This window comes from Bacteroidota bacterium (assembly GCA_036522515.1).
GTDB lineage: Bacteria > Bacteroidota > Ignavibacteria > UBA10030 > SZUA-254 > VBOC01.
Genome location: DATDFQ010000015.1, coordinates 139886 through 158442 on the forward strand (window position 1 = coordinate 139886; position 18557 = coordinate 158442).

The 18557-nt window shown below is 56.1% G+C and carries 16 protein-coding genes; 11 read left to right on the forward strand and 5 right to left on the reverse strand.

Going from position 1 to position 18557, the window contains the following annotated elements; genetic code table 11:
• Positions 1 to 172 precede the first annotated feature (172 nt).
• The 5 genes from VI215_02145 to VI215_02165 form a co-directional block, all read right to left on the reverse strand.
• On the reverse strand, positions 173 to 1015 hold the full coding sequence (locus VI215_02145; protein ID HEY6191108.1) for a hypothetical protein: 843 nt from the start codon (positions 1013 to 1015) through the stop codon (positions 173 to 175).
• Positions 1016 to 1082: 67 nt separating this feature from the next.
• Positions 1083 to 1613, reverse strand: a complete 531-nt coding sequence (locus VI215_02150) for a sigma-70 family RNA polymerase sigma factor (protein ID HEY6191109.1) — start codon at positions 1611 to 1613, stop codon at positions 1083 to 1085.
• A 215-nt stretch (positions 1614 to 1828) separates the two neighbouring features.
• Positions 1829 to 3214 (reverse strand): T9SS type A sorting domain-containing protein, encoded by a 1386-nt coding sequence (locus VI215_02155; protein ID HEY6191110.1) that lies wholly within the window; start codon positions 3212 to 3214, stop codon positions 1829 to 1831.
• Positions 3215 to 3310: 96 nt separating this feature from the next.
• Positions 3311 to 4852 carry a hypothetical protein gene (locus tag VI215_02160; protein HEY6191111.1) on the reverse strand — a complete coding sequence of 514 codons (1542 nt, stop codon included), beginning with the start codon at positions 4850 to 4852 and terminating at the stop codon, positions 3311 to 3313.
• A 693-nt stretch (positions 4853 to 5545) separates the two neighbouring features.
• Positions 5546 to 8473, reverse strand: coding sequence for a CHAT domain-containing tetratricopeptide repeat protein (locus VI215_02165; GenBank protein ID HEY6191112.1), 2928 nt, complete (start codon positions 8471 to 8473; stop codon positions 5546 to 5548).
• Between the two features lie 287 nt (positions 8474 to 8760).
• Here VI215_02165 and VI215_02170 point away from each other — a divergent pair, with 287 nt between their 5' ends.
• From VI215_02170 to VI215_02220, 11 genes are all read left to right on the forward strand, one after another.
• A complete protein-coding gene (locus VI215_02170) occupies positions 8761 to 10095 on the forward strand; it encodes a T9SS type A sorting domain-containing protein (GenBank protein HEY6191113.1) in 1335 nt (444 codons plus the stop codon).
• Positions 10096 to 10414: 319 nt separating this feature from the next.
• Complete coding sequence (locus tag VI215_02175; GenBank protein ID HEY6191114.1) at positions 10415 to 11362, forward strand: ribose-phosphate pyrophosphokinase; 948 nt, start codon at positions 10415 to 10417, stop codon at positions 11360 to 11362.
• Positions 11363 to 11376: 14 nt separating this feature from the next.
• Positions 11377 to 12144, forward strand: a complete 768-nt coding sequence (locus tag VI215_02180) for a 50S ribosomal protein L25 (GenBank protein HEY6191115.1) — start codon at positions 11377 to 11379, stop codon at positions 12142 to 12144.
• Between the two features lie 24 nt (positions 12145 to 12168).
• On the forward strand, positions 12169 to 12756 hold the full coding sequence (gene pth, locus VI215_02185; protein HEY6191116.1) for an aminoacyl-tRNA hydrolase: 588 nt from the start codon (positions 12169 to 12171) through the stop codon (positions 12754 to 12756).
• A 102-nt stretch (positions 12757 to 12858) separates the two neighbouring features.
• On the forward strand, positions 12859 to 13371 hold the full coding sequence (rpsF, locus tag VI215_02190) for a 30S ribosomal protein S6 (protein ID HEY6191117.1): 513 nt from the start codon (positions 12859 to 12861) through the stop codon (positions 13369 to 13371).
• A gap of 45 nt (positions 13372 to 13416) precedes the next feature.
• Positions 13417 to 13917: a single-stranded DNA-binding protein gene (locus VI215_02195; GenBank protein ID HEY6191118.1), complete on the forward strand. Its 501-nt coding sequence runs from the start codon at positions 13417 to 13419 to the stop codon at positions 13915 to 13917.
• A gap of 3 nt (positions 13918 to 13920) precedes the next feature.
• Complete coding sequence (rpsR, locus tag VI215_02200) at positions 13921 to 14160, forward strand: 30S ribosomal protein S18 (protein HEY6191119.1); 240 nt, start codon at positions 13921 to 13923, stop codon at positions 14158 to 14160.
• A gap of 25 nt (positions 14161 to 14185) precedes the next feature.
• Complete coding sequence (gene rplI, locus VI215_02205) at positions 14186 to 14629, forward strand: 50S ribosomal protein L9 (protein ID HEY6191120.1); 444 nt, start codon at positions 14186 to 14188, stop codon at positions 14627 to 14629.
• A gap of 264 nt (positions 14630 to 14893) precedes the next feature.
• On the forward strand, positions 14894 to 15628 hold the full coding sequence (locus VI215_02210; GenBank protein ID HEY6191121.1) for a cytochrome c biogenesis protein CcdA: 735 nt from the start codon (positions 14894 to 14896) through the stop codon (positions 15626 to 15628).
• A gap of 35 nt (positions 15629 to 15663) precedes the next feature.
• Positions 15664 to 17490, forward strand: a complete 1827-nt coding sequence (locus VI215_02215; GenBank protein HEY6191122.1) for a 2-oxoacid:acceptor oxidoreductase subunit alpha — start codon at positions 15664 to 15666, stop codon at positions 17488 to 17490.
• A 7-nt stretch (positions 17491 to 17497) separates the two neighbouring features.
• Positions 17498 to 18550 carry a 2-oxoacid:ferredoxin oxidoreductase subunit beta gene (locus tag VI215_02220; GenBank protein HEY6191123.1) on the forward strand — a complete coding sequence of 351 codons (1053 nt, stop codon included), beginning with the start codon at positions 17498 to 17500 and terminating at the stop codon, positions 18548 to 18550.
• Positions 18551 to 18557: the final 7 nt, after the last annotated feature.

Sequence of the window (18557 nt, forward strand, 5' to 3'; positions counted from 1 at the left end):
AGCTCCCCCGAATCAGATGGCTAAGAACTGGTGCACATATGCTCGAGGGTTGAACGTCAGCGTCATTACCACCCCCCTTTATTCCTTGCAGGTCACTCGCAGCCTCATTCCCCCTGGTAGTGCCGCAGTTTCACCTTCTCTCGTCATCCCGATATGCTTTTGATCGGGATCTTTATTCGCCGCTCTTGCTCAGGGAAAACCGGAAGAGGTATTCTTGCGGCTCCGCGCCGGGAGGAAGTGACTCAGCCATCTCGCTGATCGAGAGAGAATAAATTCCGTCTCGAGGAAAGACTTCCATCCCAACGGAGACCTTAACCGTATCTTCGTTCGCAGTCACAACGGCTGGTTGCAATTCCTTTGCTAGCAATCTATCCAAACCATCCGGGTTCGCTAGCCACGCTGCATACCGCGTCGACGCAATCGCGGTGTGAGGTACGGCAAGAACAAAATTGACGAACCGGGTATCTTGTCCAATGACAAACCGGGAAATGACTTGTTCTTCAGGGCCCCGTAGCTGTGGCTGATAGCCAAGAACGATTCGTAGATGGTCCGCCTGTCGGGGCGAATAGTGTTTGACAATCAAAAAGACCGCAAGCGTTGCGGCGGCAATTGCCGGAAGAACGTATGACAGTCGTACCGATCTCAGAATCTCGAGAATCCCGTCTCCGGTCCGAGCTCCGGGAATCGGTCTGGCCTCGGTTCCGTACGTATCGCGGATAGCCTTCACATCTTCATTGCAAGATTCACATCTACTCAGGTGCCTTTCCACTGTGGCGAAGTGGTCGCCTGACAATTTCTCCTCGATGTAATCAATGATGTTAGCGGGTGTAAGATGTTCCTCCCTCGCCTGTTCCTCTTCAGACAGCAGTGCACGCCGCGCATTGCGCCAGTATTTCACCTCATCCTCCAGCTCGGGCGACCGGCGCAATTCTTCTTCCACTATCTTTCGTTCTTCCGGATCAAGCGTTCCGGCGACGAAGAACGGAATTAGCTTCCGAATTTCTTCAGGATTCATTGCCTCACTCTTCAAAACCTTCCGGGTCCGGCGTCCATAGAATAGTCGTTTTCACAGTGGAGGGGTTTCAAACCATTTTCTTCATCAGTTTGATTCCAGTCTCTTTGCAGCGGAACACCCGTGTCTTCACCGCGTTTTCAGATATTGCCAACCTCCGGGCGATCTCCTTGTAGTTGAGACAATCCTGAAATACCATCTTCCAAAGCTCCCTGCATTTCTCATCGATTGAGCCCAGAATTCTCCTGAAAATCATCGCTTCCTCATTTTCCACGGCGATTTCGTGGGGGTTGGTTCCATCAGTCGGCTCCAGGCTTTCCTTCGGGATGTGTGCCGGCGCGTTCCTGTTTCTGCGAACCGCGTCGATGAGAGTGAATCTTGCGATCTTCTGAACGTAGGTCTTGAGGGAAGACTCAAATCTAAACAGTTTTGAGCGGAGGTTTACAAGGAGTTTATTGGTCGTATCGGAGATGATATCATCAGGCTCAATTCCAGACACCCATACCCGCGCGTGAACCACATCCTTGATCCAACTGACGACCAAGGTGTAATCCTGTGTTCTCCCTTTGAGGAAGCCTTCAATGATGGAGCTATCCGACAAACTATCCTTTCCAGAGTAAAGATCAACCGTCGGTCGATGAACGACATCAAAATAAATATTTCCAACTGTTTATCAAAACCTCGGATCGGAGGGCGGGTCCCTCATTCTTATTATCGTGGTAGGAGAGGAAAGAGTGTGATTTGCCGGGATCATTTCAAAGAGGCCGCCCGTTACTACAGCAGAAGCTTCTTCGTTACTACGCTCTCAATAACCGTTTATCTCATGAGCAGCATCTTTCTCACATCGGTGAACGTACCCGCTCGCAGACGATAGAAATAGGTTCCGCTCGGAAGCCTTCCAGCATCGAACTCAACCGACTTATATCCGGCGCTTTCGAATTCGTCGACGACGGTTGCCATGACCTGACCCAAGACATTATAGACCGTTATCGACACGTGTTGGTCTCGTGGGATCGCGTAGGACAAACGCGTCGTAGGATTGAAAGGATTGGGATAGTTCTGGGATAAGGCAAATTCTCTCGGCAGGCGAACGGAGGAAGCGGGTGCGAGCTGCAGTCGAACTTGAGATTCCGAAGTCGAGACCTGTGCTTCACCCTGGCCCTTTATGCGATATGCTTCGCCGTCGACGAGGAGCGCGGCATTTATCAGGACGACAGATGACTTCCAGGAAATCGTAAGCGGGTATTCCGCGGCAACGATCTGAATCTTCACACGTTTCACATCATGAGGATCGGCTAACACCATCATCCGGTTGTCCGTGTATCTAACATCCATACCTGAAGGGGCCGCGGGAGGAAGTTCGTATTGCTCCAAACCGGAATTCTCCGACGACGAGCAAAAATATAGGGAGCGTCGGAAGCCGAGCGCGTCTTGTACCGTGAGAATTCCACCGCCATGTTGACTAAGGTCTGTCAACATACTGCCCGGTGCTGGTCCGGTCTTAGTTGGAGCGGCCGGTACGGCCAACACCGAGCCCGTCCATAACACGAGCTTGCCGACAGTGTCAGTCTTGAGCCAATAGCCGGAACCGGGCTTCAGCGTGTCCTCGACAAAATATCCTGATGCGCTGGAGTATCCAAAGTAGGGCGATCTGATATTCGTACCGACGGCTGTGATATCGGAAATGCGTACAGGATAGGAAGGGCATCCGATCAGATTCCAGTTCTTGCTCACCTTCACGGTCTCCTGCGTAATGGTCGTACCTCCCAGATTTACGAGTGTAGAGTCCGGAAATTTAATCCAATACCCGCTCCCATTATCTAGTGAGTCCCGCTTGCTGTACCCTCCCTGATACGAGAAGGCAGAAGACAAAGCGGTCGGAAACAACACACGTACCCGTGGGTCATCAGTCAACACCGGCAGGGAGAGGAGATTCCATCCACCTTCCGGCTGGACTTGCGTGACCGCAGTAAACCCTGCTCCGGAACGGATTCCCGGAATATATCCGCTTTCAAGGTTTTGTCCACCGGCGCTCATTGCCCGAACCGCGTTTTGACCGATGGACGAGAATAACAACAATCCACCCCCGCTTGACCTTCCTCCTCCGGCGTCATTGACATGCCATCTCTGGACAATCGATTGTGAACGTGCTATGTTTGCGAAGACCAGAGCAAACATCATAGTTGAAAAAAGCATTTTCATGCGTCCATCTCCTTATCTTACCCCCTCCCAATTTCACAAATCCGAAATCGAGAGGGGGTGACTCGCCTCAATTTCCATGTGGCAAAAAACTTGTGATCACTTCCCTGCCCATCCTGTGTTTGTCGCATTCCCACTCTCTTTCACATACATCGTGCTGCCGGCGCCACCATCCGTTCTCAGATATAGATCACCGACATTCCCGGAAACAACACCTTCCGGACTTCCCGTGCCGCTATGGATAGTGGCACTGCCGATCTTGATGTTACCGGCGACTTCCAGCTTTTCTGCCGGGGTGGTTGTCCCGATGCCTACATTGCCAGTGGATGTAATCACTGCCGCAGAGCCCGAACCGGCATTCGTGGAAAACCGGATCGACTGGTTATCCGACCGTAAGACCATATCTCCAAGAAGGGCCCCAATTATGATCTGGTCGGCCGCTGGGGCCACTCCCATATACCCGCGAGCAGTCCCGGATGTGGTGAAATAAAGCTCGTTGGCACTGGAAGAGGTAGAATTGAGCTGAATCGTCGCGGACGGGCCGGATACAGTCAGTTGTTGTCCGGGTGTCGAAGTCCCGATGCCCACGCTGCCCAAGTTGTAATAAATATTACTCCCGTTCGTCGTCCACTGGCTCGAGCCGGTCGGCAGGTTTGTCAATTGTGAGCCATCGCCCCTGAACGCTGTCGCATTTATCGTTCCATTGACGTCAACCTTATACGCGGGGGTAATCAGGCCGATACCTATATTCTGACTTGTATCGATGGTCAGGGCGCGCGTAATCGCTGTATCCCCCTGTCTGCGTGTATAAAAAACCATCTGAGAGGACACATTGTTCAGGCCCGGCGTCCCTCGCGCGACGGAGAGAATCCGCGACGATTGTCGATACTGCAGACCGTCGTATCCCCAGAAGAGTACTTCGCCAAGAAAATCGTTTCTCTGCACGGCGAGAGGTGAGGCAGTGCTCCCGCGAGACTTCGAAAAATTCAAGACCGGCCACCCACGCCCCCCGATTGATTCCAATGCGCCGGAGACGCCGATGTTAATGTCACTGTTTATACCATCTTCATCCTGCAGGTCAAGCCTCAAATAGGGTATCCCGTTTTTACCGGGGTTCGGCGTTCCGAGGCCCACTTGCCCTCCATTGTAAAAGATTCCCGAGTCGGCGGGTGCCCAGGGTGCAAGCGAGTAGGGCGCGCTCGTAAGCTCAGATCTGGGAGAGAAAACCTGGGGCGAGCCGATGCCCGGTCCTGCAAGCGCCGTAACCTGCACGTACAACGATTCGCTGAAAATAGCAGTAAGAGGGGTGATCGACCCAAGCATGACGCTAAATGTTCCACGCACCACTGGAGTGCCGTTTTGGATTTCCGCAAAGCGCAGCGTTCCACCGGCCGGCAGGTTATAAATCTCGAACTTCAGGTTGTAGCTCCCATCTGGGACGGGTGTGCCGGAAGAGGTTGTTAACAAACCTTGATACGAGAGCCTGCGGGGAATACTCTGTCTCGTGATTATTTGGGCTCCAAAGGGCCCCCGAATCAGACCGGAGCCCTTCCCGGTTGTGAATTCATCTTTTTCTTGCCCTTCGAGTCTTAGAGAGAACCCAAGAATCGAGAGTATTAAAGCGAGGTCCTTCTTTCCCATGATTCCTCCTTGAGGCCGAATTTATCTAATCGATGAATTGGAAATCGAAAGGCAGCAAGCGTGAGAGATAGCCACCCCACAATCGCGCACTGTGTAAAAGAATACATCAAATTGGTTCCATACCCAATGGAATAAATGTTCTATTTCTTGTCACGTCTTAATCGTTTCCTGCCTCATCCTCCTTTGAAGGAGGGCGGGGATTGCGAAGCAGCGAGCGAAACGATTTTCCATACGCTCGTCGAACCCATCGGTAAAACGCGAGGTCATTCTTAAACCCAAGCAGTGTGCCAATTTCATAACCAAAACGGCCGCCTCGCCTCAGGGCACGTTCAAAGGCCCTTTTTCTTCTCGCATCGACGTATTGTTTGACAGTTATCCCTTCGGCCTTGCGGAATTCCCGGTCTAGGTTGCCCGGGTCAAGCCGATGATCATGGGCGATTTCCTTGAGAGTTTTCCCCTCCTTCCAGGATTTCTTGATGAACCGGATCGCGTGATCGATCGAAGACATGCTGGTCTCAAAATTGAAATTCCTTCCCCTTTTGAGATAGTCGATCGAAGGAGACGAAGGTTACAAAGACACGCGAGGAGATCGATGGAGAGCTGGCAGTTTCGGGCGGGGGGTTGGGATGATCTCTAGATTACAGGGTTTGGTAAACTAAGGGTCAATCGGTTGGAGCTGTCATGTCATAAAACTCATTTTCTCCAATCCCCCGTCGCGACAAAGCCGGCCCACGAGAATGGATGGGTCGGCATGCCGCGAAGACGCAGCTCATTAATTCGCTTCAGCATGACTTTTTGCATCAGCTCAGGGTACGTGGATGCCCTCTGGGCATACAAATCCTTCATGAACGTCATCGTCTGGATATCAGGAACCTGCCAAAGGGAGCTGACAACCGTTTTAGCCCCCGCCATCTGGAAGGCGCGCCTCAAACCATAGACACCCTCGCCCTGCTCTACTTTCCCAAGGCCTGTCTCGCACGCGGAGAGCACAACAAGATCGGTGCCACCGAGTTCCGTCGTGGAAACCTCAAGTGCCGTCAGGATGCCGTCTTCTGCGCCAGGACCATCTGCTCCCTCGCCATGCAGGTTCGCGCCCGCGAGGAATATGCCGGATTGAAGGAGAGGGTTTTCATTAAATACTTGCTGATCGACAGGTAGAGTCCTGTTCTGAGAACATTCGCCTTGCAGAAAATAGCCGTGGGTAGAGAGATGGATAACCCTCCTGCCAGGAGCGTACTTCATAAAATGCTCTTCGCTCGCATCAGGTCCGAAAAAAGTGAGCGGAGCGTCCGCGCGCGTATCTCGCGTCCAATAGGATACGATGGAATCAACTTCCATGCGCGTTCCGGTCAACCGGGTGACTCTCATCTCACCTAGCGATGTGCACCCGGAGCGGACATTGCGAACACTGTAGGCCGCCGTATCCCCCTCGAACTTCAGCGGAGCGGATGCCGATCGATCTGACACTCGGATTGACGCCGGTGCGTCGTAATCCGGATCCCCGAATGCAATCAGTCCGGAAGCAGAGCTCTCACGATCCCTCGGTCGCATCAAGTCTCTCCCCGCTGAGAGATAATGGATTCCGTGTCCTTCAATCAGGTAGTCTCCCTTCGCATCCGTCAGCCCGGCGAAGGAGACGAGATTCAAGCCGCCATCAGGGGAGATGAACAGCGTTATTCCGTCCTTGAGTTTCGGGACGATCGGCTCCCAGATGAGCTTATAGAGACGGGAAGAATATTTCACGCATTCGCCTTGATCCGCTGCTGTGATCGGACGTTTGAGCGTCGCAAGCTGCAAGAAATGATTCCGGTAGGCGGCGATCTCCGTATCAATTTTCTTCGCCTCACCGAGATCAACGATGGATGGCATCCCAGTGGCATCGAGGACCACCACCAGGTAGTGGGGCGCTGAGGTCTTAGGATCCAAGCCATGATAGTTGAATTTCAAGTATTCAACGAGGACCCCCTGCATGGGCATGCTACGCACGAGGTCCCTGGCGGTTAGCGACTGATCGGCCAGGTTGATCCCGACTCCCCCGACGTGACCTGAAAGCCCGGATTCAAACACGCGGGCGAGTCTGGTCAACGAGTCGAGCTCGACGGACGATGATGATGTGGGGTCATCATCAGGATGTCGTATGAATGAGTTGGAGATCTTCCGAAGGACATTCCGGTACGCCTCCAGCATTGAGCGATGGGCCGAATCGACTTGCTGGCTCGCTCGTTTGTTGCGAGTCTGAACTTCTTCGGAGAGACCGCCCTTGATGGTGAATATGACCCCGGCCGCCTCCTCTTGTCTGGTCGCAAGTGATGACAGATCTTTGAAATATGATGTAAGCGACTGATCTGCAGATTCCCTTAATAATGCCTCATAGTTCAAGGCATCATATTCGGACATGCCGGAGGACAGCGCTTTGAAGTTTTTCCATCGAATCTCATACGCGCTGTCGGCATATGTCCTTGAGTGTTGCCAGTCCCCCCTCATTCCATAAAATGTGCTCAAATCGCCATAACAGATGGCGAAATTATCATGCGTTGGGGAGAGCTTTTTCCGATTGATGGAAAGCGCTTGGTCATACAGAACCCGTGCCTCATCATATCTTTTCTGGTTTCTATAGAAGTTTGCCAGGCCCTCGAGATCCTCAGCCATCCAGGGATGATCTGCGGGCAATTCACGATTGTGAAGTTGAATTACCCGCCGGTAAATCCCTTCGACGGCCGATGTCTTTCCGGTTGCGCTGCGCAGTTCGGCAACACGTCTGAGAGCCGTCGGAATCCACCAATTGAGGGAATCAATACCATGCCAAATATCGATCGCTGCAAGAAATCTAGGCTCAGCCTCCTCAAATCGCCCCTGCTCGAAATAACATTCTGCGATGTTCTCGACGCACATCCCGACCTCATTCGTGCGAGGGCCATGGACCTCAGCAAACAATCGAGAAGCCCGAACAAAAAGTGATTCCGCTTCGCTGAAACGTTTCTCGGTTTCAAAGAGGGAGCCCAGCGTTGTGTAAGTAACCGCGAGAGCCCAAGGCATGCGAGGGGATAAGCTTTCATGTATCTTTAGGGCCCTTCCCAACAATGGCTCAGCTTCGACGTAGCGTCCTGCTTCGATCAGGATCACTGCGAGATTGGTATAGCTTCTTGCCACATTGACATGATTTCGACCGAACACCTTGATCCTGATCCCGAGCAATTGTTGAGTTAAACGTAGCCCTTCATCATGCCGTCCAAGATCGTCGACCAGGTTCGCCAAATCATTCAGCGCGGCCATGCCACTGGCATTCTCCAGTCCAATAGTCTTGTGATAGGTAAGAACCAGTTGTCTCAATAGGGATTCCGCTGCAACAAACCTCCTGTCGGCGAAGTAACAGTTCCCTAGATGGAGTGAGATCTGCGCTGTATTCGTATCCAATTCTCCGAGGGCACTCCGTGCGGCGTTTAACGCCTCCTGACCATAATAGATTGCTGAATCCAAGGCATGAGGTTCCGACTGTAGGCCGCGGAAAACCTGGGATTTCTTGAGTAACTCGTTCCATGTCTGCCCTTGAGCTGAATATGAAGGACCGATCAATGACACCAGAACGATTCCTATGAAGCTCCAGCTCAACGATTTCTCCATTCGATAATGACGGCATTCCGAAATGACTAGTCGGGACTCACGAGTGAATTTAGAGCTTCCGGATCGTATTGTCAAGATCTTCTCCTCTTTCATGCCAGCCCACGGAAGGTTGGCAGGCTGTGATCCGTTAGTCGCAGCCTGACGGCTGCGGTCCGCGACCTGAAGGTCGCGGCTACCTACTCCGAACGGGAGGTTCCACGGAATAGGCTCATCTTCGTGTTTTTCAGGAAACTATCGTATATTGCGATCCAGATGTTTATTCAGGAATTTTTCGGAAGGATACTCCAATGAAATTCTTGAAGACCACTCTCCTGATCGTTGGTGGCTTATTCGCAATAGACGGTAATCATAGCGCCTCCGGACAGACGAACTTCTGGGAGAAAGCGGACGGTGTGACTGGGTGGGTCTACTCGTTTGCATCGCGGGGAGACGGCAGAGTCTATACGACCTCCACTGAAGGGGCGTTCAAGTCTTCGGATAACGGACTCCACTGGTCTCGCATCAATCCCGGGGGCACGGACTTCATTCAAATCGCAGTCACTCCCTCCGGTTCGCTTCTCCTTTCGAGAGCTGAGCCGTTCGCCCTCCTCCGATCCACCGATGACGGCATAAGTTGGGACTCCATTTATGCCGGGGAGCGGAGAGGCGGGCTCATCGCGGTCAACGCCGCGGGTCATATCTTCTTCAGCGGGTTCCGTTCCATCTACAGATCCACCGACGGCGGCGCTTCGTGGCTGAGAATTACCGTACGGATGCCGGTCTCCACGATGATTACGACGATGGCTTGCGACGCCGTGAGTCAGCGGATCTGGGCGGCAAGCATGGATGAGGGCGGTGTCTATTTTGTAGCGCCCGGAAGGCTGGCCGCTGTTAGAAAAATTATCGGCCGGGGAAACGGCCGTTCCTGGCACGTGTGGTCGGATCAGGTGCAAGGTGTGTTTGCGTTTCCGTACAACTCCAGCGCGGCGTCCACACTGAACCTGTACCGGCTCACAAGTTCACGAATCAGAGCGTGGAAAAAAATTTCGGAGATTCACACCGCGGGTATCTGCGGCCCCGGAGTTTCGTCCTTCGCGGCCGACGGCGCGGGGAATTTTTATCTCGGCTCCTGCGCCAACGGTGTGCTTCAGTCGAAAGACCGGGGATCGACATGGCAAGAACTTCGGAGCGGACTGGCGCCCAGTGAATCCTCCTATCCTCCGATCATTTCTTCTGTGGGAGTGACGCCGGACGGGCATCTATTGGCGGGCACGCTCGACGGCTTGTTCCGGAGCACGACGGCGTACCCCGCGACACAACGTCCGCCTGAAGGCCTGGCGGGCAATTCTCAACCCGCCGAGTTCGCCCTCCGGCAGAATTATCCCAACCCCTTTAACCCGACCACAACCATCGAGTTCGAGCTTGCCACAAGGGCGCTCGTATCGGTGAAAATCTACAATACCCTCGGGCAGGAGGTCGCCGCAGCGGTCGACGGAGAGGAGTTCGGGGATGGCCAGAACGAGGTGGAGTTCGACGGCACGAACCTCCCCTCGGGCATCTATTTCTTCAAGCTCTTCGCGCACGACATTGGGACTGGTGAGCTGATGTTCCAGAACGTGAGAAAGATGTCTTTGATCAAGTAAGTGAAGGAACCAACCGCTAGCTTTGCGGTATAGCCTCTCCTGCGAGCAGAGACGGGTACCCGCAGCCTTCCGGCTGCGGTCCGCGACCTGAAGGTCGCGGCTACCGATTCCTTGGGCTTGGTAGCCGCAGCCTTTAGGCTGCGGTCCGCGACCTTTAGGTCGCGGAGGGTCACCCGCAGGCTTATTCCCCCCTTTATTCCTTGCAGAATCCGCGGATTATTTGTATATTGGAGTCCCCGAATTATCCGGGAAAATGACAGATTCGAGGGCTTTTCGGCAAGGCCCAGACGGTGCAACAACCCTGCTCTCAAAACCCTGAATGCCTGAACTGAAACTCTTTGCCGGCCGGTCGAATCCGCGGCTCGCTGAACGGATCGCGAAGCTTGTCGGCCAGCCGTTGGGTCAGGTCCAGATCCGGAATTTCAGCGACGGCGAGATCTGGGTCAAGTTCACCGAGAACGTCCGTGGAAGCGACGTTTTCATCATCCAGTCCACGAATCCGCCCGCGGACCATCTGATGGAGCTGCTCATCATGGTGGACGCCGCGAGAAGGGCCTCGGCCCGGAAAGTCACGGCGGTGATCCCGTACTTCGGATACGCGCGGCAGGACAGGAAAGACCAGCCGAGAGTTTCGATCACGGCAAAACTGGTCGCAAACCTGATGACGGAAGCCGGCGTCGACAGGGTGATCACGATGGACCTGCACGCGCCCCAGATTCAGGGATTCTTTGACATACCGGTCGACCACCTCTACTCGTCGGCGCTCTACACGTCGTTCTTCCTGAAGAAGAAGATGCGGGACCTGACGGTGGTTTCCCCCGATGTCGGGGGGATCAAGATGGCCCGCGCGTTCGCGAAGCGGCTCGGCGGGGACCTCATCCTGATCGACAAGCGCCGCCCGAAACCGAACCAGGCGGAAGTCATGAACATCATCGGCGAAGTGAAAGGGAGAAACATCCTGATCGTCGACGACCTCATCGACACCGGCGGCACGTTCGTCGCGGCGGCAAGTGCGCTCCGCAAGGCGGGAGCGAAAGAAATTTACGGAGCCTGCACCCACGCGATCCTCTCGGGAAACTCGACCTCCCGGATCGCGGCCGCGCCCGTTTCGCGCCTGTTCGTGACCGACACGATCGCGCTCGATTCAAAGATTTCCCGGTCGAAGACCATCAACGTGCTTTCGGTCGCCGACATATTCGCACACGCGATTAAACGCGGTTTCAAAAATCAATCCATCAGTTCCTTATTCGACGTCGATAAAGGATAGCAAAGGAAGAACGCATGCGTGAAATTCTATTGGAAGCGGAAGTCAGAACCCAGCTCGGAAAACACACCCGCGCAATCAGGCGCCAGGGGAAGGTCCCGGGCGTCTTCTACATCCACGGTGAGGATACCATTCCCATCACGGTGGTCGAGAAAAGCCTCAAGCCGCTGATTTTCACGGCGGAGACTCATATCGTCAACCTGAAACTGGCCGACGGGACGAACAAGAGCTGCATCCTGCGCGATATCCAGTTCGATCCCGTGACCGACCGGCCGATCCATTTCGACCTGCAGGGGCTCAGGCAGGACGAGGAAATCACGATCGAAGTTCCTGTGATCGTCGGGGGCGGGACCCCGGTCGGCGTCCGCGACGGCGGCGTCCTCCAGCAGATCATCCATAAGCTCAAGATCTCGTGCCTCCCGAAGCACATCCCGGACCACATCGAGGTGAACCCGGAAAATTTGAAAATCAACCACTTCATCCACGTCCGGGACGTGAAGATCGAGAACGTCACGATCCTCGAGAACGAGGGCGGCACGATCGTCGGCGTCGTTCCTCCGACCGTCGAGAAGGAAGCCACCCCCGCGACGGCGGCAGTCGAGGAAGCCGTCGAGCCCGAGGTGATCAGCAAGGGCAAGAAGGTCGAAGAAGGCGAAGAGGGCGAGGAAGGCGCGGAGAAGAAGGGCGAGGCGGGCGGAAAGAAGGGCGAGGCCGGGGCGAAGAAGGCCGAAGGCGCAGCACCCGCCGGCAAGGAAGAAAAGAAGAAGGAAGAGAAGAAAAAGTAGGCCGTCGGGGCGGCGATTCCGGCCGTGCGCGCCCTGGTGGGTCTCGGCAATCCCGGTTCGCAGTACGACGGTACGAGACACAATATCGGTTTTGAGGTCGTCGACGCGCTCGCGCTCGCGCTGAAGGTCCGCCTGAAGATCCGCCGAAGCGGCGGCGAGAGCAACTACCGCTCCGCGGCGGGGGTGATCGGAGCGGAAAGCGTGCTCCTGGTGCAACCCCTGACGTACATGAACAACTCGGGCGAGGCGGTCCGGGAGATTGTCGGCCAGTTCGGGCTCGGGTTGCAGGACCTCCTGGTGATCGTCGATGACTTTCATCTCCCGCTCGGCTCGATCCGGCTCCGGCGCGGGGGAAGCGACGGAGGGCACAACGGCCTTTTCTCGATCATCGAGCAGCTGCAGTCGGACGATTTTCCCCGGCTCCGGTGCGGGATCGGCGGCGATTCGATGCCGCCCGACAAGAGCGAACTCGCGCAGTATGTTCTCTCCCCGTTCGAGAAGCGGGAGCTCGACGCGGTTCGCGCGCTCACGCTGAGGGCCCGGGACGCGGCGGTCGTCGCAGTGGCCGAGGGCCTTGACGTCGCGATCAACCGCTTTAACAGAACAATTTGAAATAGTCGAAGCAACAATAATAAACCCTATCCCTGAATTTGATCCCGCCCGGGGCGGGACAATTATTCGGGGATCGCATCTTCAACGTCCAAAGGGCCAGTCATGGAACCACGCAAGCGTCTCTACGAAACAACCTTCATCGTCAACGCCTCCCTCGAGGATACGCAGATCGAGGGGGCAATCACCCACATCCAGGAGGTCATCACCCGCAACGGCGGCGAAATCACCGCCGTCAACCGTTGGGGGAGAAAGCGGCTCGCCTACACGATCCAGAAGAAGAACAACGGGTTCTATGCGAACCTCGAGTTCCTCGGAACGGAGCCGGTGATCGCCCAGCTCCAGCGCACGTTTCAGCTGGACCAGAACTTCCTGCGGTACCTCACCATCCAGATCGACAAGCTCTCGTTGAAAGCCCGGGCGCTGGCTCCTCCTCCGCCTCCCGCGGCGGTCGCGCCTCCTCCCCCCCCTCCTCCTGCTGCTCCGGCCCCCGCCGCAGCGGCTCCCGCAGCCCAGCCGGCCGCGGCCGAAGCGGCGCCTGCAGCGCCGTCCGAACCGGAGAAGAAACCCCTGTTCGACGACGAGCCGGGAGAAAAAAGTTCGCCAAAAGCCTCGTGATCAGCCTGAACGGATGACACTCATCTCTTTGCAAGGGGAATGACCATGGCCGACTTGAAAATGCCTGAACTCAATTACATCATCATCGCGGGAAATCTCACGAAAGACCCGGTGTTCCGGCAGACGACGAACGGAACGCCGGTCGTGAATTTTTCGATCGCTTCGAACCGGAAGTACCGCGATGCGAACAACCAGTGGCAGGAGGACGTCTGTTACATCGGCATCGTCGCCTGGAACAAGCTGGCGGAAAGCTGCACAAACCGGCTGAAGAAAGGGAGCGCCGTCCTGATCGACGGAGAAATCCAGAGCCATCTGTTCAAGACGGACGACGGGTTCAACCGGAACATCGTCGAGATCAAGGCGCGCCGCATTCAGTTCCTCAACAAGCGGCCCGTGGCGGCCGACGCTTCGCACCCGTGCCCTCCCGCGCACACGCACGAGGAGGAATTTTCGACCGCAGAGGATGATTCCTTCGACAAATTCCTTACCAACGAGGAATCGCACCTCCTCAAGGACCAACCAACGACTCAGTCACAGGGAAGATAAACCATGCCTAAACCAGATCAACAAATCAGAAAACACCGCGTCTGCCGGTTTTGCGAAAACGATGAAATCTACATCGATTACAAGGATGAAAAAAGGCTGATACGGTTCGTCTCCGAGCAGGGGAAGATTATTCCCAAGAGGATCACCGGCACATGCGCCGGGCATCAGCGTCAATTGGTGAAGGCGATCAAGCGCGCCCGCCATCTCGCGATGCTGCCGTTCGTCTCGGAAACGATCCGGTAGGTCACGACAACCGAAAAGGAGCCACATGAAGATCATTTTGCGTCAGGATTTTGAAAAACTCGGGAAACTCGGCGACATCGTCGAGGTGAAGGACGGGTACGCCCGCAACTATCTCCTCCCCCGCCGGATCGGCTATATCGCGACGAAAGGGAGCCTGAAGACCCTCGAAGAGGAGAAGAAGCAGCACGTCGACCGGAAAAAGAAGGAGGTCCACCAGGCGGAAAAGCTGGCGGCGGACCTCGAGAAGATCTCGGTGACGTTGAAGGTGAAGGTGGGAGAAGATGAGAAGCTCTTCGGATCGGTCACGAACCAGATGGTGGCCGACGCGTTGAAGGAACAGGGCATCGTCATCGACAAGCGCTCGGTCGAGCTGGAAGAGCCGATCAAGGCGCTCGGGATCTACACCGTCGACGTCCGGCTTCTCGCCGGGGTGACGGGAAAAGTGAAGGTGTGGGTGGTGAGGGAATAACCCCACTCCCGCGCAACGTCGCTGTTTCGTCTTATGCCGTCATCCCGACATGTATTAGGTCGGGATCTTTATAAGAGAGTTGAAAGATGCTGACCAGGAGCATGTCAGCATGACGAGTTGGGGAGGAAATCGACCACACTGAGGCACTACCCCGGCTTGTTATTTCCTCGAAAATTTGCTACTTTTCAATGGCAGGCCGCCGAAAAGCCTGTAATTCTGAGCGGATAGGTGTCATTCGGGGCCGTTAATTGATGAGGAGATGAGTTGGAAAACGTCAATATATTGACTTCGTTCGCGTTCGGCCTGCTCTCCTTCATCTCCCCCTGTGTCCTCCCGATCGTTCCGGGATACCTCTCGTTCATCTCCGGCGTCTCCTTCGACGAGATGCAGAATTCCGACAACCGGAAGCGGGTCCGGAACCGGATCGTCGCAAATTCCGTCTTCTTCATCCTCGGCTTCTCCCTGGTCTTCATCGCCCTGGGCGCGTCCGCAACCGTCGTGGGCCGGTTTCTGCACGAGCAGATCGGCATCATCAGCAAGATCGCCGGGGTGGTCATCATCGTCTTCGGCCTGCACATGATCGGGGTCTTCAAAATCCCCTTTCTGAATTACGAGAAGCGCTTCCACACCGAGGGAAAGCAGCTGGGGTACTTCGGCGCCTTCCTCGTCGGACTGGCATTTGCCTTCGGGTGGACTCCCTGCATCGGGCCGATTCTGGCCGCGATCCTCGCGATCGCGAGCCAGCAGGACTCGGTCGGCAAAGGGATGGTGCTCCTCACGAGCTACTCCCTCGGCCTCGGGGTCCCCTTCTTGCTGGCCGGGATGAGCCTGACGGCGTTCTACAGCGCCTTCAACCGGTTCAAGAAGCATCTGCACACCGTGGAAGTGGTGGGGGGAATCATGCTGGTCGCCGTCGGCGCCCTCATCATGACGAACTACCTGACGATCCTGTCGGGGTATCTCTCGAGATGGTTTCCGTTCCTCAACGAGCTTGGATAGAGACAATACTTTCAACAGCACCGGCATAAAAGACCATGGCGAAACCGTTTAAGAATCTTGACGAAGTAACGATCCGTTTTGCGGGCGACTCGGGGGACGGCATGCAGATCACCGGCATGCAGTTCACGAGCACGACCGCGCTTCTTGGAAACGACCTGAGCACCTTCCCCGATTATCCGGCCGAAATCCGGGCCCCCGCGGGGACCCTGTTCGGTGTGAGCGGTTTTCAGATCCACTTCGGATCGACGGAGATCAACACTCCGGGCGACACGTGCGACGTCCTCGTCGCCATGAATCCCGCCGCCCTGAAAGTCAATCTCCGGAGTTTGCGCGACGGCGGCATCATCATCGCGAACAGGGACGGATTTAACGAGAAGAACCTCAAGCTCGCCGCGTACGAAGCGAACCCCCTCGAGAACGACTCCCTCTCGAAATACCAGGTGCACGCGGTCGATATCACGAAATTGACGCACAATGCACTCGACGAGCTGGGGCTCTCCAATAAGGTCGTCGATCGCAGCAAGAACTTCTTCGCCCTGGGGATGATGTACTGGATGTTCACCAGGCCCCTGGAGCCGACGATCAAGTGGCTCCAGGAGCGGTTCAAGAAGAATCCCGAGCTCGTGGAAGCCAACATCAAAGTATTGAAGGCGGGGTACGCCTTCGGCGAGACCACCGAGATCTTCGCGGCGCGGTACGAAGTAAAACCCGCGGATCTACCCGCCGGAAAGTACCGGAGCATCACCGGGAACGAGGCGGTCGCATGGGGATTGATCGCGGCCTCCGTACAGTCAGGCCTCGATATCTTCCTCGGCAGCTATCCGATCACTCCGGCGAGCGACATCCTGCACGAGCTCTCCAAGCACAAGAATTTCAGGGTCAAGACCTTTCAGGCGGAGGACGAAATCGCCGGCATCTCTTCGGCCATCGGCGCGTCTTACGGCGGGGCCATCGGAGTCACGACGACAAGCGGTCCCGGCATGGCCCTGAAGGGCGAGGCGATGGGACTTGCCGTCATGCTCGAGCTTCCGCTGGTCATCGTCGACGTTCAGCGGGGAGGCCCGAGCACCGGGCTCCCGACGAAGACGGAGCAGGCGGACCTCATGCAGGCGGTCCTGGGGCGGAACAGCGAGGCGCCGATCCCCGTGATCGCATCCTCCACACCCGCCGATTGCTTCATCGCCGCGTTCGAAGCGGTGCGGATCGCGATCAAGTACATGACGCCGGTCATCCTTCTCTCGGACGGCTATCTCGCGAACGGCGCGGAACCGTGGTTGATTCCCGAGATCTCATCGCTTCCGGATATCAGGCCGTCCTTCAGGACGGATCCGGCCGGCTTCCAGCCCTATTTGCGCGACGAGAAAACACTGTCGCGCCCCTGGGCGATTCCCGGGACACCCGGGCTCGAACACCGGATCGGCGGTCTGGAAAAACAGCACATCACCGGGAACGTGAGCTACGATCCCGAGAATCATGAGTTCATGGTGAAGATGCGGCAGGCAAAAGTCGACCGCATCGCAGACGACATCCCCGATGCCGTAGTCGAAGGCGACGAGAAGGGCGACCTGCTCGTGGTCGGCTGGGGCGGCACCTACGGCGCGATCCGGACCGCCGTGGAAGCCAAGCGCCGGGAAGGAAAGTCGGTTTCCCACCTTCACCTGAGATATGTGAACCCGTTCCAGAGAAACGTGGGCGAGATCCTCTATAACTTCAAGAACATCCTTGTTCCTGAGCTCAACCTCGGGCAGCTCTCCCGCCTTCTGCGGGCGAAGTACCTGATCCCCGCGCTGAGCCTGAACAAGATCCAGGGGTTGCCCTTCCGGGCGAGCGAGATCGAAGAGAAAATTGACGAAATCCTATAGGTGACCAATGACCAACTTAGTTGAAGAAACTCTCAGAGACGTGCCGAAAATTCCCGCGGTGAAGCAGACCGCGAAGGACTTCCAGTCCGACCAGGACGTCCGGTGGTGTCCCGGGTGCGGCGACTATTCGATCCTCGCCCAGGTGCAGCGCGTGATGCCCGACCTGAACATCCCGAAACACAACGTCGCGTTCGTCTCCGGCATCGGTTGTTCGAGCCGGTTCCCCTACTACATGGATACGTACGGCTTTCATTCGATCCACGGGCGCGCTCCCGCGATCGCCTCCGGCCTGAAAATCGCGCGCCCCGACCTCATGGTCTGGGTGGTGACGGGCGACGGGGACGGCCTCAGCATCGGCGGAAACCACCTCATCCACGTCTGCCGCCGGAACATCGACCTGAAAATCATGCTCTTCAACAACCAGATCTACGGGTTGACCAAGGGGCAATACTCGCCCACCTCCGAGGTGGGAAAGGTGACCAAGTCGACTCCCTACGGCTCCATCGACCATCCGTTCAACCCGCTCCTTGTCGCTCTCGGGGCCGAGGCGTCGTTCGTCGCGCGCACGCTCGACCGGGACCCGAAACATCTCCAGACCGTGGTCCGGAGGGCGGCGGAACACAAGGGAACGTCGTTCGTCGAGATTTACCAGAATTGCAATGTCTTCAACGACGGCGCCTTCTTCACCTACACGGAAAAAGAGACGAAGGAGGAGAACGTCGTGTTCATCGAGCACGGAAAGCCGATGATCTTCGGAAAGGATCGCGACAAAGGGATCCGGCTCGAGGGATTTACGCCGACCGTGGTATCGCTCAAGGAGGGCGCCTATTCGGCAAGCGATCTGATCGTCCACAACGAGAAAGACACGATGCTCTCGTTCATCCTTGCGCGGATGTCGAGCATCGCCGGTTTGCCGCGTCCCGCGGGCGTCATCTACTCGGTCGAGCGGCCGCTTTACGAGGCCGAGGTGGTGAAACAGATCGAGCAGGCCGTCCAGAAGCAGGGCGAAGGCGATCTCGAAAAACTATTGCATCACGGGGAGACCTGGACGATCCAGTAAGGGCGGT

What these genes read in the sequence shown, in the direction of transcription:
- VI215_02175 (HEY6191114.1), top strand. Translation starts at nt 10,415, where the DNA reads ATGCCTGAACTGAAACTCTTTGCCGGCCGGTCGAATCCGCGGCTCGCT.
- VI215_02165 (HEY6191112.1), bottom strand. Translation starts at nt 8,473, where the DNA reads ATGGAGAAATCGTTGAGCTGGAGCTTCATAGGAATCGTTCTGGTGTCA.
- VI215_02155 (HEY6191110.1), bottom strand. Translation starts at nt 3,214, where the DNA reads ATGAAAATGCTTTTTTCAACTATGATGTTTGCTCTGGTCTTCGCAAAC.
- VI215_02180 (HEY6191115.1), top strand. Translation starts at nt 11,377, where the DNA reads ATGCGTGAAATTCTATTGGAAGCGGAAGTCAGAACCCAGCTCGGAAAA.
- VI215_02145 (HEY6191108.1), bottom strand. Translation starts at nt 1,015, where the DNA reads ATGAATCCTGAAGAAATTCGGAAGCTAATTCCGTTCTTCGTCGCCGGA.
- rpsR (HEY6191119.1), top strand. Translation starts at nt 13,921, where the DNA reads ATGCCTAAACCAGATCAACAAATCAGAAAACACCGCGTCTGCCGGTTT.
- VI215_02160 (HEY6191111.1), bottom strand. Translation starts at nt 4,852, where the DNA reads ATGGGAAAGAAGGACCTCGCTTTAATACTCTCGATTCTTGGGTTCTCT.
- VI215_02220 (HEY6191123.1), top strand. Translation starts at nt 17,498, where the DNA reads ATGACCAACTTAGTTGAAGAAACTCTCAGAGACGTGCCGAAAATTCCC.
- rplI (HEY6191120.1), top strand. Translation starts at nt 14,186, where the DNA reads ATGAAGATCATTTTGCGTCAGGATTTTGAAAAACTCGGGAAACTCGGC.
- VI215_02195 (HEY6191118.1), top strand. Translation starts at nt 13,417, where the DNA reads ATGGCCGACTTGAAAATGCCTGAACTCAATTACATCATCATCGCGGGA.
- VI215_02170 (HEY6191113.1), top strand. Translation starts at nt 8,761, where the DNA reads ATGAAATTCTTGAAGACCACTCTCCTGATCGTTGGTGGCTTATTCGCA.
- VI215_02215 (HEY6191122.1), top strand. Translation starts at nt 15,664, where the DNA reads ATGGCGAAACCGTTTAAGAATCTTGACGAAGTAACGATCCGTTTTGCG.
- rpsF (HEY6191117.1), top strand. Translation starts at nt 12,859, where the DNA reads ATGGAACCACGCAAGCGTCTCTACGAAACAACCTTCATCGTCAACGCC.